Origin of the sequence: Thalassospira sp. UBA848, assembly GCF_002295455.1 — a bacterium.
Classification (GTDB): domain Bacteria; phylum Pseudomonadota; class Alphaproteobacteria; order Rhodospirillales; family Thalassospiraceae; genus Thalassospira.
Map to the genome: position 1 here is coordinate 1 of NZ_DBGS01000136.1, position 15918 is coordinate 15918.

A 15918-nucleotide genomic window follows, 5' to 3' on the forward strand; every position below is an offset into this window, starting at 1 on the left:
CTCCGGACTTGCCAGCTGCACCAGACACAGTTGCGGCCAATAGGTCGAGTCCCGCATGAATTCGGTATCGACAGTGACATATTCGAACTTGCGCAATCTTTCACACAGATCACGAAGTTCTTCTGTAGTTGTAATCGGTTCCATGTCGATTGCTATAGCATTGCGCAGCACAATCCGCCAGTGGCTTCGATGCAGAGCTGATCTTCGGCTTCGTCAGGCGAAAACGGCCACAACATCCCGGAGCGACTAGATAATCTCGTCCTCATCAAGAAGCGGATCGGATTGCAGGTGGGTTTCGATGGCATCCATGCGTTCCTGCACCTCGGATGGCCGCTTGATCGAGGCAACATGAAACAGCGCATCGCCCTGGTTGACGATCGGCAGGTTGGTCCGCCCGATGATCAAGCCGTCTTCACGCGCAAAGATATCCTCGTCGCGCTGGCCGAACGGATCGGACACCGCCGCAACCACGTCCCCGGCATGCACAAAATCGCCCGCCAGCTTGAAGGTTCGCAAGATCCCCCCGGCTGGCGCGCGCAGCCAATGGCTGTTTGATGACTTAAATGATGGCACACGCGGTTCGCGCACGGTGCGTTGCGATGTCATGCCCAATTTGCGCATCACTCGTAAAACACCCGAAACCCCTGCCCGGATCGACATTTCATCAAAACGAAGCCCCTCGCCTGCTTCATACAGCAGGATCGGCACGCCAAGTTCGCGCGCAGCCTCGCGCAGCGACCCGTCGCGCAACGGACTGGTCAAAATGATCGGCGCGCCAAAGGCCTCGGCAAAACTCATGATTTCCGGGTCATCTTCATTGACCCGGATTTGTGGCAGGTTCACCCGGTTCACGGCGGCTGTGTGCAAATCGATCCCGAAATCGGACCGTTCGACGATCTCGCTCAAGAAAAGGTGGGCAAGCTGCCCGGCAAGCGATCCACGCGAATGGCCCGGAAACGACCGGTTCAAATCACGCCGGTCGGGCAGATAACGCGTATGGTTCAAAAACCCGAACGCATTGACCACGGGAACTGCCAGCAACGTTCCGCGCATGCCGCGCAAGGCCGACGACTTCAAGACACGCCGGATCACTTCCACCCCGACAATCTCGTCGCCATGCACCGCCCCGCTGACAAAAATCACCGGGCCGGGCCGTTTGCCATGCACAACACTCACCGTCAGATTGACCGGCGTGTGGTTTGACAGCAGCGAAATCGGAATATCGACAAGCTGGCGTGTGCCCGGTGCAACCTTTTGCCCGCCGATTTCGAAATCAGGGGCCTTTGGGGTTCTGGCTTTTGACGCCTTGCCTTTCCCCGTCGAAGATCCGGCCTCGCTCATGCCCTTATCCCTTGCCCTTGGTCCGTACCTTGCCGGGTTTGAAATCCTTTTCCATGAAATCAATGATCATCCCGGCAATGTCCTTGCCTGTCGCCACCTCGATCCCCTCAAGCCCCGGGGATGAGTTCACCTCCATCACCACCGGCCCGTGGTTGGAGCGCAGAATGTCAACACCGCATACATTCAAGCCCATGGCCTTGGCTGCTTCCACGGCGGTTGCGCGTTCCTGCGGCGTAATGCGGATTGACCGCGATGACCCGCCGCGATGGATGTTGGAACGGAAATCACCCTCCGCCCCTTTGCGCTCCATGCTGGCAACCACCTTGCCGCCAATCACAAAGCAACGGATATCACTGTTCCCGGCTTCCTTGATGAATTCCTGCACCATGATCGCAACATTGGCCCCGCGAAAGGCCTCGATCACGGATTTTGCAGATTTCTCTGTTTCGCCCAGAACCACACCGATGCCCTGCGTCCCTTCAAGGAGTTTGATCACCACGGGCGCGCCGCCAACAATTGACAGTACCTCGTCGGTCTTTTTGGGATCATGGGCAAAGGCGGTAACCGGCAGGCCAATGCCACGGCGCGCCAAAATCTGAAGCGAACGCAGCTTGTCGCGCGACCGGCCAATCGCCACCGATTCATTCAGCGGATAAACACCCATCATTTCGAACTGACGCAGTACCGCCAGACCGAACTGTGTCACCGACACACCAATACGCGGGATCACCGCATCATATCCCGTCAGCTTCGCTCCGCCGTAATAGATTTCAGGTTTGAGCGACGTGATATTCATCGACACCCGCAAGGTACTGATGATGTCCAACTCATGCCCGCGATCCTCGGCCGCCTCGACCAACCGTTTGTGGGAGTAAAGATTGGGATTGCGTGCAAGCATCGCGATTTTCATGAGATGTCCCCCTTGGTCGGCATAAAACGGCGCGCGCCCGGTATCATACCGGCTGCGGGCGAATGAGAAATTGTCAGAAAGTAAAACGGCCTTGCCGGGAACTTGTTCCGGCGATGGTGCGTTCTTCTGCGCGTCTATCTCTGTTTCGGCTTCCCTGCAAGATAAGATTTTGATGGCAACACCAAAAATCTTCCTGCCTTCATCGCTGTACGGCCCAAAAGCATCGGAAAGCCCATGATTGACCGATTTGCCAGCGACACTTCAACTTTCAATTTGTGATGCCCGACCAGGATATGGGTCGAAATCACAAAGCGTTCTTCGGCACTTCCGTTCGAAGAGCGAATCTCGCGACGCTCCAGCAACGGGGCCAAACATTCAATCGGGCCATGCCCGTCGCCGCGATAGTGCGGCAGGGTAAAGGCAACGAAATCGCGCCCGTCACGCTCAATCTGTATCGGATTGATCGCATGCAGCGATGATGTCCGCGCCCCTGTATCAACCTTAGCCTTGATCACCGGCACGTCAAGGTCGGGAAGTCCGATCCATTCCCGCCAGCCCAGAACATGCCCGTCCGCGATCAATGATGCGGTCTGGGTTTTAAGCGACGGTTTTGCATTTACGCGTTGCGGGCTCACATGCAGCTTCCAATTGTTGAACGGCACTTTGTTAGATGTGGTCGATGATACCCTGTAACAACCTGATCGGCTTGCGAAATCGACTAAAACAGCATCGTGATTACAGCGCAATATCTTCCATCACGTTGCGCACAAGGGGCAAGGTCACGGCACGCTTTTCTGCCAGTGCGCGCCGGTCAATCGCCGCCACCAGTTCACTTAACGCCGCAAAGGATCGCTCGATCCTTGGCAAAACATAACTGATGATTTGCGGGCTGGCCGGGATTTGCCGGTCGGCAAACAGCTTGATCAGAAGTCCGACAATCAAATCATCATCCGGTGGTGAAATCTCGCACACCAGTGCCGCGCCCAGCCGTGATTTCAGATCGGGCAGCGTGATCTGCCAGCGCGATGGCGGCTGGCTTGCGGTCAAAAGCAAATGGCCGCCGCGTTCTTTAAGCATATTGTAAATGTGGAAACAGACCGTCTCATCAAGGCCGCCATCCGCATCCTCGATCACAAGACCGGTCGCATCCCCCAGGATCTCGTCGGCATTTTGCACACCAAGATCAGCGGCCGCGACCTGCAAGGCACCGGACCGCGCCCGCCAGACTTCCGCCAGGTGACTTTTGCCACACCCCTTTGGCCCATAAAGACACAATGCCGGTGCGGGCCATTTCGGCCATTGGTCGATCCACGCCACGGCTTGGCTGTTGCAATCGGCCACCATGAAATCATCACGGCCAAGTGCCGGGCGCATTTCAAGGGCCAATGGCAATTGCTGTGGATCGTTATCTTTATCCGGTTTGGAAGTCACCCGGGTCACACTAAGCTCAATTTGCAGGTCTCTATATTCTACTGGCTTTCGGAATCCGCACCGGCACCGTTGCTGGCACCGGATCCATGATCATACAGCCGACTATCCAGATACTGCCTTAAACCATAACGGACAAGCACGCCAATAACTGCCGCCACCGGCACGGCCAGCATCACACCCAGAAGGCCAAACACAGCACCACCGGCCAGCAAGGCAAACATCACCCAGACCGCATGCAGGCCGACCTTGTCGCCAACCAGTTTCGGCGTCAGGAAATTACCCTCAAGCACCTGCCCGATCAAAAACACAATCGCAACAAGCCCAAGATCAAGGCCAAAGCCAAACTGGGCCAGCGCAACGCCCATGCCCACCGCAAATCCGGCAATCATCCCGAAATAGGGAACAAACGACACAAGCCCGGTCATCAACCCGATGACAAAGCCGAACTCAAGCCCCGCCAGCGTCAGGCCAAGCCCGTAAAACAGGCCCAGCAAAATGCACACGGTCGCCTGTCCGCGCACAAAGCCCGCAAGGGTTTCATCAATCTCGCTGACACACTGACGGATATCCTTGGCTGATCGCCGTGGCAGGTAACTATCCACCTTGGCAACAATCTTGTCCCAGTCGCGCAGCAGGTAAAATGACACAACCGGCGTAATGAACAGCAAACTCAGGAAGTTCAAAAGCGCCAGCCCCCCCGACAGGACTTCACTTAAGACATTGCCCACCCATTTAAGGGCGTTGGCACTCTGCCCCTTGATCGCGTCTGATACGCTTTGCAGGGTTTCGGGCGCGACACGGTCGAGGACACTTTGCAAATACGGCGCAACATTGGTGCGCAAGGTATCGACATAGCCGGGGAACCGTTCAAGGAATCCTGCCAACTGGCTACCGATCATCGGCACCACCAGCAACATCACCAGAATGAAAACAAGGAAGAACAGCACCGTAATGATGCTGGTCGCAATCACCCGGCTCGTCCCGCGCGCCTCAAGCTTGTCTGCCAGCGGGTCAAGGAAATAGGCAATCGCCATCCCGGCCACGAATGGCAACAGGATGCTCGAAAACAGCCAGATCAGGAAAAAGAATCCGACGACAAAGATCAGCCAGAAACGCGCTTGCTGCCGTAATGTCATCTTCGGGTCCCCCTGTTACCCTTCCCCGTAGTCAAACGGGCTTAACTGCCAAGTGATAATCCATCAAGGCGATCCGAACCGCTTGGCTGGATGAACCAAAGTTCACCCATCCGGCTCAGGCTAAGATTCTGCTGATTAAGGGCAGTCTGCAACTGATTGGTCGAGCCGACATAATCAAGTGACAGCTGCACTTCACGCTTGGACATCGCGACAACCCGCGAATTGCGCACCACCGGAAGCCCGACCAGCTTTTTCTCGATCCCTGCCCAGTCGCCAAGACCGGTAATCGGGATAAACACCATCAGGTTGCCACCCGTGCCGTAATTGATCAGGTTCGCCCGTTTCCAGCCATCGGCCAATTGGTCCTGCACCGATTTGGCCGCGCGCACCAGCGTCTCGTTCAATGTCTCGCCGGCTTGCGTCTTTTCCTGCACGCCAAAAATCTGCGGCGCGCCGGTGGGGTCATACCGCGTGACGGAAACATTCACCGTTTCACCACCTTGCAGGCCGGTGACCTCGGCACTCGCCACCACGGCGACATCCGCACCATAGCGCCGTGCCAGTTGGCCCAGACGTTCCATTGCTCCGTTTTCTGCCTGTTCGGCTGAAATCGTGCTGATATCGGTCAGATCGCCAATCGGCGCCTTGATCGGCACAAGTCCCGATGTCGCGATATTGCGCGACCAGACCTCGCGCCACGGATTGGGATCATCCCACAGGCTGACATAATTGTTCGTGCGATAGACCGGCACGATCATCACCGGCTTGGATTGCAGCTCGGCAAAGGAAATATCGCGGAACCGAAGGTACCGGCGCAGCTCGTCATCCTTGAAGCGCACCGTCATGTCCGCGATATAGCGCACCGAGGATGTCTTTTCATTCGACACCCCGAAATCGCGCACCATGTTCGTGATCGTCGATGTATCGGGCATGGCAAGTCCGGCCCGGTCTTCGGGCAGGGTCAACCGGGCTACCACTTCTTCAAAGGCCTTGCGCTGGCCGATCTCAAGTGCGCTTTCGCGCGCGGCGGCGGCTGTTTCGGCGCGCTCGTCAACATGAACACCGGTCACGGTGAAAATGTCCTGTGCGCCCGCCGGAAATGCCATGATCGCGGCAACGGTCGCCGTGACCGCCAACATCTTGATGTTTTTCAATGAAGTAAGCACGTATGCCTCTTTGCCCTAATCGTGTCTTGTTGCATTATTCTATAACGCTCTTTGTGGCATGTTGAACGCATTCTGCAAAGAAAACTCTGTCATGCGCAGGTGATCATTGCATATTGTCCGCGTTTGAGTATTTTCGGCCCAGCGGAAATTATCAAGCCCGCGTTTTTTATCAGTAGAGCGTAGATCACCCTCTACATCTGATTAAAGGCGTCAGTAAGGCGGATTGGTCAAACAGCAGGATGCCCTGCGACCCGGACCGCAAGTGCCCCGTGTTTGACGCATGGAAGTCGGTATGTACTGATCAAAAACGCGGGTCCGCCCGCTTTTATTCATGCACGCGCGAAGCCAGGGATCACCAACATGACCGCCTCTAACGGCCTTACCTATAAGGACTCCGGTGTCGATATCGATGCCGGGAATGACCTTGTCGAACGAATCAAACCGCTTGCAAAAGCAACTACCCGTTCCGGTGTTGCCGGCGGTCTTGGCGGGTTCGGTGCCCTTTTTGATCTGAAGGCCGCCGGATATAAGGACCCGGTTCTGGTGTCCTGCACCGATGGTGTCGGCACCAAGCTCAAAGTCGCCTTCCTGGCCGACAAACATGACACCGTTGGCATCGACCTTGTCGCCATGAGTGTGAATGACCTTGTCGTTCAGGGGGCAGAACCGCTTCTCTTCCTTGATTACTTCGCAACCGGCAAGCTGTCGGTCGATAACGCCGCAAGTGTTGTTGCCGGCATTGCAGAAGGCTGCAAACAGGCAGGCTGTGCGCTGATCGGTGGTGAAACCGCCGAAATGCCCGGCATGTATGCCGACGGCGAATATGATCTGGCCGGTTTTGCGGTTGGTGCGGCCGAACGCGGCGAACTGCTTGATGGCTCCAGTGTTGCCGAGGGCGATGTCATTCTTGGCCTCGCCTCCAGCGGCGTGCATTCCAACGGCTATTCACTGGTCCGCAAGGTTGTCGAGACGGCGGGTCTTGCCTATGGCGACGATGCCCCGTTCGCACCGGGCAAAACCGTTGGCGAAGCCCTGCTTGAACCGACGAAGGTTTATGTCAAAAGCTGTCTCGCGGCCCACAAGGCCGGTCTGGTCAAGGCACTTGCCCACATCACGGGTGGCGGCCTGACCGAAAACGTGCCGCGCGTTCTGCCCGAAAACCTGACCGCTGTCTTTGATGCCAGCTGCTGGGAATACCTGCCGGTCTTTAAATGGCTGTCCAAACAGGGCGGCATTCCGGCCATGGAAATGGCGCGCACCTTTAACTGCGGCATTGGCATGTGCGTGGTTGTTCCGGCGGACAAAGCCGATGAAGCCGAAGCCATCCTGCGCGAAAACGGCGAAACCGTCAGCCAGATCGGTGTCATCGGCCCGCGTGCAGGTGATGGCCCGCAGGTCGTGATCAAAAACATGGCCCGTACATGGGACAAGTAAAGAAATTGAAGCTCGCCGTTCTGATTTCAGGCGGCGGGTCGAACCTGCAAGCCATCATTGATGCCTGCAACGCATCTGACTACCCGGCCGAAATCGTGCTGGTGTTTTCCAACCAGACCCAGGCGGGCGGGCTTGAACGCGCGCGTCGTGCCGGCATCCGGGCAGAAGCCATCCCGCACAAGGGCTATCCCGGCGGGCGCGAAGCTTATGACGATGCCGTCAGCACCCTGATCGCGGAAAGCGGTGCCGACCTTGTCGTTCTGGCAGGCTACCTGCGTCTGGTCAGTGAAAGCTTTACCGCGCGCTGGAAAGACAAGCTGATCAACATCCACCCGTCCCTTCTGCCAAGTTTCAAGGGCCTGCATGTTCATCAGGCCGCCCTTGATGCCGGGGTGAAGTTCGCAGGCTGCACCGTGCATTATGTCGTGCCCGAAGTCGATAGCGGCCCGATCATCGCCCAGGCCGTGGTTCCGGTCCTGCCCGGCGATGATGCTGGCAAACTCGCCCAGCGCATCCTGAAGCAGGAACACCGCATCTATCCGCAGGTCATCCGCTGGATCGCCGAAGGCCGCGTGTCGGTCGATGCCAGGGGCATCGTGACTGTGGCCGATGCCCCGCAAGCCGACTTTGCTGAAATCAACCCGGCGCTTGAACCCGGATGAAAGAATCTTTGGCGCTGGCTGCGCAGGGTTCTGAACGCATCAAAAGGCGGGGCATAGTCATATGGCCCGCTTTTTTTGTGCTGTGCTGCCAAATCGGCAAAGCACGACCATAATCTCTGCGCATTCTGATGGTGTGGTGTGCTGGTTAAACGCCACCGCCACCACCGAAATCACCGCCACCAGAGAAAACCGCATCATGAAACGCAAGCTCCCCCGACTTATTACTGCCCTCGCCGTTTTGGCGGCCCTGCCGCCCCACGCAATGGCAGAGGCCGACGGCGCAGACATGCAAACCGGCGACAAACACTGGCGGGCGCAAAAATGCGCGGTCTATCAGGACGTGCGCGCCGAATTGCTCGACACCATTCCGCGCGGCGCACTCAGCCCGGAATTCGCCAAAGCCGAAGAAGACTATATCGAGAATGGCTGTGCGGGCCGCGCCTATGCCTGCCCGAAATCCAAGACAGAGCTCGACTATGCCAATGAGATGTCACTTGCAATGATGAGCCACGGGCTCACCGGCACCTTCCTGCCCTATGGCTGCAAATCGGGCATCCAATAAACCCTTGGCATCAAAGGTGAACCAAACCAAATGTGAAGTCGGTCAAAGGTATGACATTCAGGGTTAATCTCGCACTTGCCTGCGCTCAACCCAACGGCTATACATTTGAAAAACCCCAATCCCCAAATCCCAAGGAGGCAAGTTTGCAGGGTAACGATTACGAACTCACCGAAACCCATGTCAGCATCTATCACGGCTACACCAATTTCGTGAAATGGGGCACCATCTCCATCATTGCCCTTCTGATCCTGATGGCGATCTTCCTTCTGTGATCTGCCGGTTGGCATTGATCCGAACAATTGAAAAGCTGCCGTTTTCCGGCAGCTTTTTTGTTTTTCAAAGCGTCTCTGTCTGATGGGTAACAACGTTAAACCCCTCGTCCACGCCTGGCGGGACAAAGGCCGCATTGATCTGATGGAACTGGGCGTCGCTTGCGGCAAACTGATGGGTTCCGGCCCGGTTGCGCACCCGAAGCCGCGCAATGCACACATCATCGTCAAGATCGAGATAATGCAAAACATGATCGGCCCCGGCCTCCTCGACGATCCCGCGCATCCAGTTGCGCAAGCCCACTGTATTGGCCGGGAAATCCAGCACCACCGATAATCCGCACCGCAGCAACATTGCCACATGCGGGCCCATCACACCGCGAAGCTTTTCCGAGACCCGGACATAGTCGGCAACGGATCGCATCTGATCGCCAAAAAGCGTTGAAAGCCATTCATCCTCGGCAATCAGAACCGTGCCCGGCTTGCGCGCCAGTTCCGCCGCAAGCGTCGATTTACCCGCCGCGATCTTGCCGCACAGCATATGCAGGGTTCCGGCCCTGGTTCCATGTGCCGGGGTCGATGGGTTTTTGGTATGTGGTAACTCGGATAAAGGCTTGGTCATTTCTGTCTCCCGTTTCTTGAACTTGGATCTGGCCGGGAGACAGCCACAAAAAAACCCGCCTCGCCGGCGGGTGGGTCTCATTTGGTCAAAACGTCGCTACCCCGCCACTCTATGAGAGGCGGTAAAAATTCGCACCAGATGCTGGGTCACAACGTTTTCCATGCGCCGACAATCGCACGCATCCCCCCGTTTGTCTAGTATGACGCGGCGCACAATCAGATAAGTTCATAAATATTATTCACCCTTGGGTTATTTAGCGGTATGATTTTCAGATCGCCTTGCGCGATATCCGGGCGAAAAACCAAACAGATAACCGGCCCGGAAGATCATGATCCGCAATCAGGGAGGAAACCCATGCAAGGAAGTGATTATGACGAAGGCCTGGTGCACCACCACGAGGAAGGCTGGCACCACTGGACAAAATTCATGCTCTGGAGCGTGATCTCGATCGGGGTTCTCTTGCTGCTGATGGCCGCATTCCTGATCGATTGACCTTTGCGCGCAATAAACAGAGCCAAACAAAAAACGCCCCGCAATCTGCGGGGCGTTTTTGTATCCGGTTGGACCGGTATTTGTCTTTCGACGCTTAGCCGACGATTTCGGTCTGAGCGAAGAAGTAAGCAATTTCGATTGCAGCGTTTTCGAGCGAGTCCGAACCGTGGACCGAGTTCGCTTCGATGGATTCTGCAAACTGTTTGCGGATGGTGCCTTCCTCGGCATTTGCCGGGTTGGTTGCGCCCATGACTTCGCGGTATTTCACGACGGCATCTTCGCCTTCGAGAACCTGAACAACAACCGGGCCAGAGACCATGAAGTCTACCAGCTCGCCAAAGAACGAACGTTCTTTGTGAACTGCATAGAAACCTTCAGCCTGAGCGCGGGTCAGAGCGACACGCTTCTGTGCGACGATGCGCAGGCCAGCTTCTTCGATGACGGCGTTGATTTTGCCGGTCAGGTTGCGGCGCGTTGCGTCCGGCTTGATGATCGAAAGAGTGCGTTCGACAGCCATTGGTTTCACCTAAGCTTTGTAAAAATTCGTTACCCCCAAAGAGGACCCCCATGAGCCCCCCGAGAACAAAGGGCCTGCGGAAGACAAAGGCGGCACCAAAGACCGCCCTTATCATCCACAGACCCGAAGGTTGGCGCTATATAAACGGGGTTGGATCGCAACGCAACACATAGTTCTACCGCTGCAAAGCAGACCTGCAGCCGTTGCATTCACCTGTTTCGCCCGCAAAACACCCCCAAAAGGCATGAAACTGCGATTTCGGACGGTTTTCACCCCGTCCTGTCATCGAAACCACAGCGGCGATGACAATTTGAAGAATCCTTGCGTCAAAGCCCCTCCTGCCCTATTGAAAGCACAGAAATCCTTGCGATTCCCCCTAAACTGCGCCCAAGGCGCCTGCAAACCAGTTCAAGAGACCAACCAAAAATGCTGCAAATTACCGACCTCACCTATCGCATTGGCGGACGTGTGATTCTTGACCGGGTATCGGCGACCATTCCCGATGGTCACAAGGTCGGCCTGATCGGGCGCAATGGCGCGGGGAAATCGACCCTTCTCAAACTGATCTCGGGCGACCTGCCCGGCGATGGCGGCGATATTGTCCTGTCCAAGCGGGCCCGCATGGGTGTGGTATCGCAAGAAGCCCCGGCAGGTTCGCGATCCCTGCTTGAAACCGTGTTGGCCGCCGATACCGAACGCGCCGATTTGCTGGCAGAGGCCGAAACCACCACCGACCCGCACCGCATTGCCGAGGTCCATACACGCCTGGCCGACATCGACGCCCATACCGCCGAGGCCAGAGCAGCCGCCATTCTGTCCGGCCTTGGTTTTGACGGCGAAGCCCAGCAACGCCCCTGTGATGATTTCTCGGGTGGCTGGCGCATGCGTGTGGCCTTGGCGGCCACCCTTTTCCTGCGCCCCGATCTGCTGCTGCTTGACGAGCCGACCAACCACCTTGATCTTGAAGCCACCATCTGGCTTGAAAACTATCTGATCAACTATCCCGGCACGATCATCCTGATCAGTCACGATCGCGATCTTCTCAACCGGGTGGTCAAATCGATTGCCCATCTGCATGACGGCACCGTCACCCTGTATGGCGGCAACTACGACAAATTCGCCAAGACACGCCGCGAACAGATGGAACTGGCCTCCAAGCATTATGAAAAGCAGATCGCCCAGCAAAAGCATCTGCAATCCTTCATCGACCGCTTCCGTGCCAAGGCCAGCAAGGCCAAGCAGGCGCAAAGCCGCGTCAAGATGCTTGAAAAAATGGGCCCGGCCATCCCGGTGGTCGAGGATCGCGGCATTTCCTTTGACTTCCCAAGCCCCAAGGAACTGCCACCACCCCTGATCAACATCCATGATGGTGATGTCGGCTACGAAGAAGGCAAACCGATCCTGCGCAATATCAGCCTGCGCATTGATATGGATGACCGCATTGCCCTTCTGGGTGCCAATGGTAACGGTAAATCGACCCTGGCAAAGCTTCTGGCCGATCGCCTGCAGCTGATGTCAGGCGAAAAGCATTCCTCGAACAAATTGCGCATCGGCTATTTCGCCCAGCACCAGACCGACGAGCTGCGCGGTGATGAAACGCCTTATCAGCATATGGCATCCCTGATGCCTGATGTGATCGAACACAAGGTCCGCGCCCAACTCGGCCGCTTTGCCTTCGAGGGTGCCAAGGGCGACACCAAGGTCAAGGACCTGTCTGGTGGGGAAAAGGCACGTTTGCTGTTTGCGCTGATGACGCTTGATGCCCCGCATATGCTCATCCTTGATGAGCCGACCAACCACCTTGATATCGACAGCCGCGATGCGCTGAACCACGCGCTCAATGCCTATGAGGGTGCGGTGATTATCATCAGCCACGATCCCTATCTGATTGAAGCCTGTGCGGATCGTCTGGTTCTGGTGGCGGATGGCACGGTCACATCGTTTGACGGCGACGTTGCCGAATACCGCCAGTATCTTCTCGATCGTGCGCGTATGGAACGCCGTGCCAACAAGAACGGCGGCGAAGATGGCAATGGCAATGGCAAACCCGCCAAACGCGACCGCAAGGCCGAACGCCAGCAGGCGGCTGAAAAACGCAAAGCCGCCGCCCCGATCAAGCGCGAAGTCGAAAAGCTCGAAAAGCAGATGGAAAAGCTTTCCGAACGCAAAGCCGGCATCGAAGAAAAAATGGGCGACCCGACCCTTTACGAAGACGCCAACGCCCAAAAACTGGCCGACATCCAAAAGGAACTCGGCCAGATCGAAAACGACCTTGCCATGGTCGAACAAAAATGGCTCGACAAGCAGGAAGAATATGACGCGATGGTGGCGTGATCCGCCACCCCCGCCTATTCCCCGCACCTTGAAAGCCCGTCATCCCCGCGAAAGCGGGGATCCATCTAAGCCATACGCGCCCGCCTGATAACCTATCCGGTTGTGGCGTAACGTTCCCTCCCCGCCTGCCTGAAAAACCTGGGTCCCACACTTCTCCTGACACCAGCTTGTCAGGAGCGATATGTTTTTATCCCGCCGCAAACAACCCATGATTGACTCAGCCGATTTTTTCTTCAATACTTAACCTCATGGTTAAGTATCAAGAAGCCGAACTGAACGACATTTTTGCCGCCCTCGCCGATCCGACGCGCCGGGCCCTCCTTGCCCGGCTGGAGCAAGACGAAGACGCGCTTTCGGTCAGCGAACTGGCAGAGCCGTTTGATGTGTCATTGCCAGCAGTGATGAAGCATCTCAATGTGCTGTCTGGGGCCGGGTTGATTGCCCGGCAAAAAACCGGGCGCACGGTGCGCATTCGGCTTCAGCCTGAAAAGATGGCGCACGCCATGGAATGGCTCCGCCGTTATGAACGGTTCTGGACCGATCGGCTTGATCGGCTGGCCGCCTTTGTCGAGAACGCGGCAAAGAACGAGACACCGACACATCCCGCCGCCCCGCAGGATCAGGAGGACCGGTAATGCAACCGCAACCGCAACCGCAACAGCCCCCGCAAAAGCAAACATTCCGGCAAGATGAAAAACCAAGCCTGACCATCCGGCGACGTATTGCCGCCCCGCCCGCAATGGTCTTTGCCGCCTGGATCGATCCGCAAAAACTTGCGCAATGGTGGGGACCGCATGAGTGCCAGACGCTGGACGCCACCATTGATGCCCGCGTCGGCGGCACTTTTCGCATCCGCTTCAAGGAACCCGGACCCGATGGTGAAATTCACGATGTCAGCGGCACCTATGACGCGGTTGAATTTGACCAAAAGCTGTCCTTTAGCTGGCAATGGATCACCATGCCAGAACGCAAATCGCACGTCACACTGACCCTTGCGCCGGACGACAACGGCAAGGCCACCATCCTTGTCCTGCATCACGAACAATTCGCCGACGAGGCCGCCCGCGACGGTCACAATGGCGGCTGGAACAGCGCACTGGACAAACTCGAAACCCTCTTCGCGGCGGCCTCATAAAGCCCTTGACCTCAATCACGGTTGAGGTCCGAGCATTGCCGCGAATGGAAACCGCAGCACCACCGCTGCACCATGGACTCCCGCCTGCGCGGGCGTGACGAGCACAAAGAACACCCCGGTTCCGTCATGCCCGCAAAGCCTGCCCTCGCGAAGGCGGGGGGCGGGCACCCAGACAGCACTGCAAAACAAAATACAAGGCGCTACCCATACGCCACCACCAAGGAAACACAGGAACAAGACATGAGCGCCCCAAGCCACCTCGAAACCGCCGCGCAAGGCACCGACACCAAGGCGACCCGTCGCGAATGGATCGGCCTTCTGGTTTTGGCCTTGCCCTGCCTTTTGATCGCCATGGACATGACCGTCCTGCATCTTGCCGTGCCCCATTTGACCGCAAGCCTCAACCCGACCAGTGACCAGTTGCTGTGGATTGTTGATATCTATGGCTTTTTCATTGCCGGATCGCTGATCACCATGGGCACGCTTGGCGACCGCATCGGACGGCGTAAGCTTCTGATGATCGGGGCTGCCTGTTTCGGGGCGGCATCGGTTTTGGCCGCCTTTGCCAATACATCGGAAATGCTGATTTTCGCGCGCGGGGTTCTGGGTGTTGCCGGGGCAACGTTGATGCCCTCTACGCTGTCGCTGATCCGCAACATGTTTCTTAATGAAAAGGAACGCTCCTTTGCCATTGCCGCCTGGATGACGACCTTCATGGCTGGCACGGCGGCCGGTCCGTTGCTCGGCGGGCTGGTGCTAAGCTATTTCTGGTGGGGGGCGGTCTTCCTGCTTAATGTGCCGGTGATGGTGCTGCTATTGCTTGCTGCACCCGTCCTACTGCCCGAACACAGGGCGGAAAAATTCGGGCGGATCGACCTGCCAAGTGCTGCACTTTCACTCACCTCGATCCTTGCAATCATTTACGGCGTAAAGGTTATGGCCGCCTATGGCGTTGGCCCCGAAGCACTCGCCGCCATCGTGCTGGGCCTTCTTGGCACCTGGGTCTTTATCCGCCGCCAGCGCAAACTCGACGACCCGCTGCTTGATCTTGGCCTTTTGTACCAACGGACGATTTCGGTTCCGATTGTCATTCAGACGGCCGCGATCTTTGTCGGGATGGCCTATTTCATGTTCCTGTCCCAGTCGCTGCAACTGGTGATCGGCCTGACGCCGGTTCAGGCCGGCATGGCCATGCTGCCCGCCACCGTTTCGGGCATTGTCGGATCGCTCGGGGCCCCGGTTTTGCTGGGCCGGTTTCGACCCGGCTCGGTCATGACGGGCGCACTTGTCCTGACCGCGTTCGGGTTTGGCCTGCTGTCCCTGCCCGGCGCGGTCGGCAGTCTTTATATTCTTGCCACCGGGGCTGCAATCTTTTCACTGGGGATCACACCGGTTGCAATGATCTGTACCGATATGGTCGTAACGGCCGCCCCGACCGACCGCACCGGATCGGCTGCGGCCATGTCCGAAACCAGTGCCGAACTGGGCGGGGCATTGGGCATTGCCGTTCTGGGCAGTGTCGGCACGGCGATCTATCGCGACGCCATGCTTGATACCGACCTCCCCGCCAATCTCTCAGCCGGGGCGATTGATGCGCTCCGCAGTACGCTGGGTGGTGCCGTGCATGCGCTGGGTGATGCCCGTTTCGGCTTGGCCGGTGACGTCTTGCTACAGGCCCGCACAGCCTTCTCCGACGGCTTGCAGGTGATTTCAATCATCTGTGCGCTTCTGATGGTTTTGTCTGCGATTGGCACCGTCATCGTCTTGCGCAATGCCAATGTCGAAGCTGATAGCAGCTCCGATGACGACCCGGATGGCGGCGATACGGAAATCGACCCGGCCCTGCAACCGGCGGCCTGTGCGGCCGGTCGCGTCGACTAAAAACACGAGGCACGGGCACTGCGTCA

General features: G+C 57.3%; 18 protein-coding genes and 1 pseudogene. 9 read left to right on the forward strand and 10 right to left on the reverse strand.

Going from position 1 to position 15918, the window contains the following annotated elements; all coding sequences use genetic code 11:
- From B2R48_RS18560 to B2R48_RS18590, 7 genes and pseudogenes are all read right to left on the reverse strand, one after another.
- Nucleotides 1-144 (reverse strand): annotated as a pseudogene (locus B2R48_RS18560) (ribonuclease D); the annotation flags it as partial.
- A 102-nt stretch (nucleotides 145-246) separates the two neighbouring features.
- Complete coding sequence (locus tag B2R48_RS18565; RefSeq protein ID WP_084272152.1) at nucleotides 247-1341, reverse strand: succinylglutamate desuccinylase/aspartoacylase family protein; 1095 nt, start codon at nucleotides 1339-1341, stop codon at nucleotides 247-249.
- Between the two features lie 4 nt (nucleotides 1342-1345).
- Entirely contained in the window at nucleotides 1346-2251 is a 906-nt protein-coding gene (rimK, locus tag B2R48_RS18570; protein ID WP_062957611.1) for a 30S ribosomal protein S6--L-glutamate ligase, read from the reverse strand.
- A 134-nt stretch (nucleotides 2252-2385) separates the two neighbouring features.
- On the reverse strand, nucleotides 2386-2886 hold the full coding sequence (locus B2R48_RS18575) for an ATP-dependent zinc protease (RefSeq protein ID WP_297003363.1): 501 nt from the start codon (nucleotides 2884-2886) through the stop codon (nucleotides 2386-2388).
- Between the two features lie 100 nt (nucleotides 2887-2986).
- Entirely contained in the window at nucleotides 2987-3691 is a 705-nt protein-coding gene (locus B2R48_RS18580; protein ID WP_297003365.1) for an HdaA/DnaA family protein, read from the reverse strand.
- A gap of 29 nt (nucleotides 3692-3720) precedes the next feature.
- Nucleotides 3721-4818: an AI-2E family transporter gene (locus B2R48_RS18585; RefSeq protein WP_062957609.1), complete on the reverse strand. Its 1098-nt coding sequence runs from the start codon at nucleotides 4816-4818 to the stop codon at nucleotides 3721-3723.
- Between the two features lie 41 nt (nucleotides 4819-4859).
- Nucleotides 4860-5984 (reverse strand): DUF2066 domain-containing protein, encoded by a 1125-nt coding sequence (locus B2R48_RS18590; protein ID WP_297003367.1) that lies wholly within the window; start codon nucleotides 5982-5984, stop codon nucleotides 4860-4862.
- A 360-nt stretch (nucleotides 5985-6344) separates the two neighbouring features.
- On the opposite strand from B2R48_RS18590, the gene purM reads away from it, so the two are divergent.
- Together purM and purN are read left to right on the forward strand one after the other, a co-directional pair.
- Nucleotides 6345-7418, forward strand: coding sequence for a phosphoribosylformylglycinamidine cyclo-ligase (gene purM / locus B2R48_RS18595; RefSeq protein ID WP_297003369.1), 1074 nt, complete (start codon nucleotides 6345-6347; stop codon nucleotides 7416-7418).
- Complete coding sequence (purN, locus tag B2R48_RS18600; protein WP_213472446.1) at nucleotides 7406-8080, forward strand: phosphoribosylglycinamide formyltransferase; 675 nt, start codon at nucleotides 7406-7408, stop codon at nucleotides 8078-8080. The genes purM and purN overlap by 13 nt, the downstream gene beginning before the upstream one ends.
- A 57-nt stretch (nucleotides 8081-8137) precedes the next feature.
- On the opposite strand, the gene B2R48_RS18605 is transcribed toward purN, so the two are convergent.
- The gene (locus B2R48_RS18605) at nucleotides 8138-8278 is read right to left on the reverse strand and encodes a hypothetical protein (RefSeq protein WP_297003372.1); all 141 of its coding nucleotides are present in this window, start codon (nucleotides 8276-8278) and stop codon (nucleotides 8138-8140) included.
- Between B2R48_RS18605 and B2R48_RS18610 the strand changes: the two genes are divergently transcribed.
- Together B2R48_RS18610 and B2R48_RS18615 are read left to right on the forward strand one after the other, a co-directional pair.
- The gene (locus tag B2R48_RS18610) at nucleotides 8277-8642 is read left to right on the forward strand and encodes a hypothetical protein (RefSeq protein ID WP_297003374.1); all 366 of its coding nucleotides are present in this window, start codon (nucleotides 8277-8279) and stop codon (nucleotides 8640-8642) included. The genes B2R48_RS18605 and B2R48_RS18610 overlap by 2 nt on opposite strands.
- A 143-nt stretch (nucleotides 8643-8785) precedes the next feature.
- Entirely contained in the window at nucleotides 8786-8914 is a 129-nt protein-coding gene (locus B2R48_RS18615; protein ID WP_198157185.1) for an aa3-type cytochrome c oxidase subunit IV, read from the forward strand.
- A gap of 64 nt (nucleotides 8915-8978) precedes the next feature.
- On the opposite strand, the gene B2R48_RS18620 is transcribed toward B2R48_RS18615, so the two are convergent.
- Nucleotides 8979-9533, reverse strand: a complete 555-nt coding sequence (locus B2R48_RS18620) for an AAA family ATPase (RefSeq protein ID WP_297003380.1) — start codon at nucleotides 9531-9533, stop codon at nucleotides 8979-8981.
- A gap of 354 nt (nucleotides 9534-9887) precedes the next feature.
- Between B2R48_RS18620 and B2R48_RS18625 the strand changes: the two genes are divergently transcribed.
- Nucleotides 9888-10025, forward strand: coding sequence for an aa3-type cytochrome c oxidase subunit IV (locus tag B2R48_RS18625; RefSeq protein WP_114129841.1), 138 nt, complete (start codon nucleotides 9888-9890; stop codon nucleotides 10023-10025).
- A gap of 94 nt (nucleotides 10026-10119) precedes the next feature.
- On the opposite strand, the gene ndk is transcribed toward B2R48_RS18625, so the two are convergent.
- Entirely contained in the window at nucleotides 10120-10542 is a 423-nt protein-coding gene (ndk, locus tag B2R48_RS18630; protein WP_008891250.1) for a nucleoside-diphosphate kinase, read from the reverse strand.
- 426 nt (nucleotides 10543-10968) lie between these two features.
- Between ndk and B2R48_RS18635 the strand changes: the two genes are divergently transcribed.
- From B2R48_RS18635 to B2R48_RS18650, 4 genes are all read left to right on the forward strand, one after another.
- Nucleotides 10969-12876 (forward strand): ABC-F family ATP-binding cassette domain-containing protein, encoded by a 1908-nt coding sequence (locus B2R48_RS18635; protein WP_297003382.1) that lies wholly within the window; start codon nucleotides 10969-10971, stop codon nucleotides 12874-12876.
- A gap of 248 nt (nucleotides 12877-13124) precedes the next feature.
- Nucleotides 13125-13511 carry an ArsR/SmtB family transcription factor gene (locus B2R48_RS18640; RefSeq protein WP_213472442.1) on the forward strand — a complete coding sequence of 129 codons (387 nt, stop codon included), beginning with the start codon at nucleotides 13125-13127 and terminating at the stop codon, nucleotides 13509-13511.
- The gene (locus tag B2R48_RS18645; RefSeq protein ID WP_297003385.1) at nucleotides 13511-14011 is read left to right on the forward strand and encodes an SRPBCC family protein; all 501 of its coding nucleotides are present in this window, start codon (nucleotides 13511-13513) and stop codon (nucleotides 14009-14011) included. The genes B2R48_RS18640 and B2R48_RS18645 overlap by 1 nt, the downstream gene beginning before the upstream one ends.
- Nucleotides 14012-14251: 240 nt before the next feature.
- Nucleotides 14252-15892 carry an MFS transporter gene (locus B2R48_RS18650; protein ID WP_297003387.1) on the forward strand — a complete coding sequence of 547 codons (1641 nt, stop codon included), beginning with the start codon at nucleotides 14252-14254 and terminating at the stop codon, nucleotides 15890-15892.
- Nucleotides 15893-15918 lie beyond the last annotated feature (26 nt).

Excerpts from the sequence above, each read along its gene's own strand:
- B2R48_RS18565 (WP_084272152.1), bottom strand. The coding sequence starts at position 1,341 with ATGAGCGAGGCCGGATCTTCGACGGGGAAAGGCAAGGCGTCAAAAGCC.
- rimK (WP_062957611.1), bottom strand. The coding sequence starts at position 2,251 with ATGAAAATCGCGATGCTTGCACGCAATCCCAATCTTTACTCCCACAAA.
- B2R48_RS18585 (WP_062957609.1), bottom strand. The coding sequence starts at position 4,818 with ATGACATTACGGCAGCAAGCGCGTTTCTGGCTGATCTTTGTCGTCGGA.
- purM (WP_297003369.1), top strand. The coding sequence starts at position 6,345 with ATGACCGCCTCTAACGGCCTTACCTATAAGGACTCCGGTGTCGATATC.
- purN (WP_213472446.1), top strand. The coding sequence starts at position 7,406 with ATGGGACAAGTAAAGAAATTGAAGCTCGCCGTTCTGATTTCAGGCGGC.
- B2R48_RS18610 (WP_297003374.1), top strand. The coding sequence starts at position 8,277 with ATGAAACGCAAGCTCCCCCGACTTATTACTGCCCTCGCCGTTTTGGCG.
- B2R48_RS18605 (WP_297003372.1), bottom strand. The coding sequence starts at position 8,278 with ATGATGCGGTTTTCTCTGGTGGCGGTGATTTCGGTGGTGGCGGTGGCG.
- B2R48_RS18620 (WP_297003380.1), bottom strand. The coding sequence starts at position 9,533 with ATGACCAAGCCTTTATCCGAGTTACCACATACCAAAAACCCATCGACC.
- B2R48_RS18625 (WP_114129841.1), top strand. The coding sequence starts at position 9,888 with ATGCAAGGAAGTGATTATGACGAAGGCCTGGTGCACCACCACGAGGAA.
- ndk (WP_008891250.1), bottom strand. The coding sequence starts at position 10,542 with ATGGCTGTCGAACGCACTCTTTCGATCATCAAGCCGGACGCAACGCGC.
- B2R48_RS18635 (WP_297003382.1), top strand. The coding sequence starts at position 10,969 with ATGCTGCAAATTACCGACCTCACCTATCGCATTGGCGGACGTGTGATT.
- B2R48_RS18640 (WP_213472442.1), top strand. The coding sequence starts at position 13,125 with ATGGTTAAGTATCAAGAAGCCGAACTGAACGACATTTTTGCCGCCCTC.
- B2R48_RS18645 (WP_297003385.1), top strand. The coding sequence starts at position 13,511 with ATGCAACCGCAACCGCAACCGCAACAGCCCCCGCAAAAGCAAACATTC.
- B2R48_RS18650 (WP_297003387.1), top strand. The coding sequence starts at position 14,252 with ATGAGCGCCCCAAGCCACCTCGAAACCGCCGCGCAAGGCACCGACACC.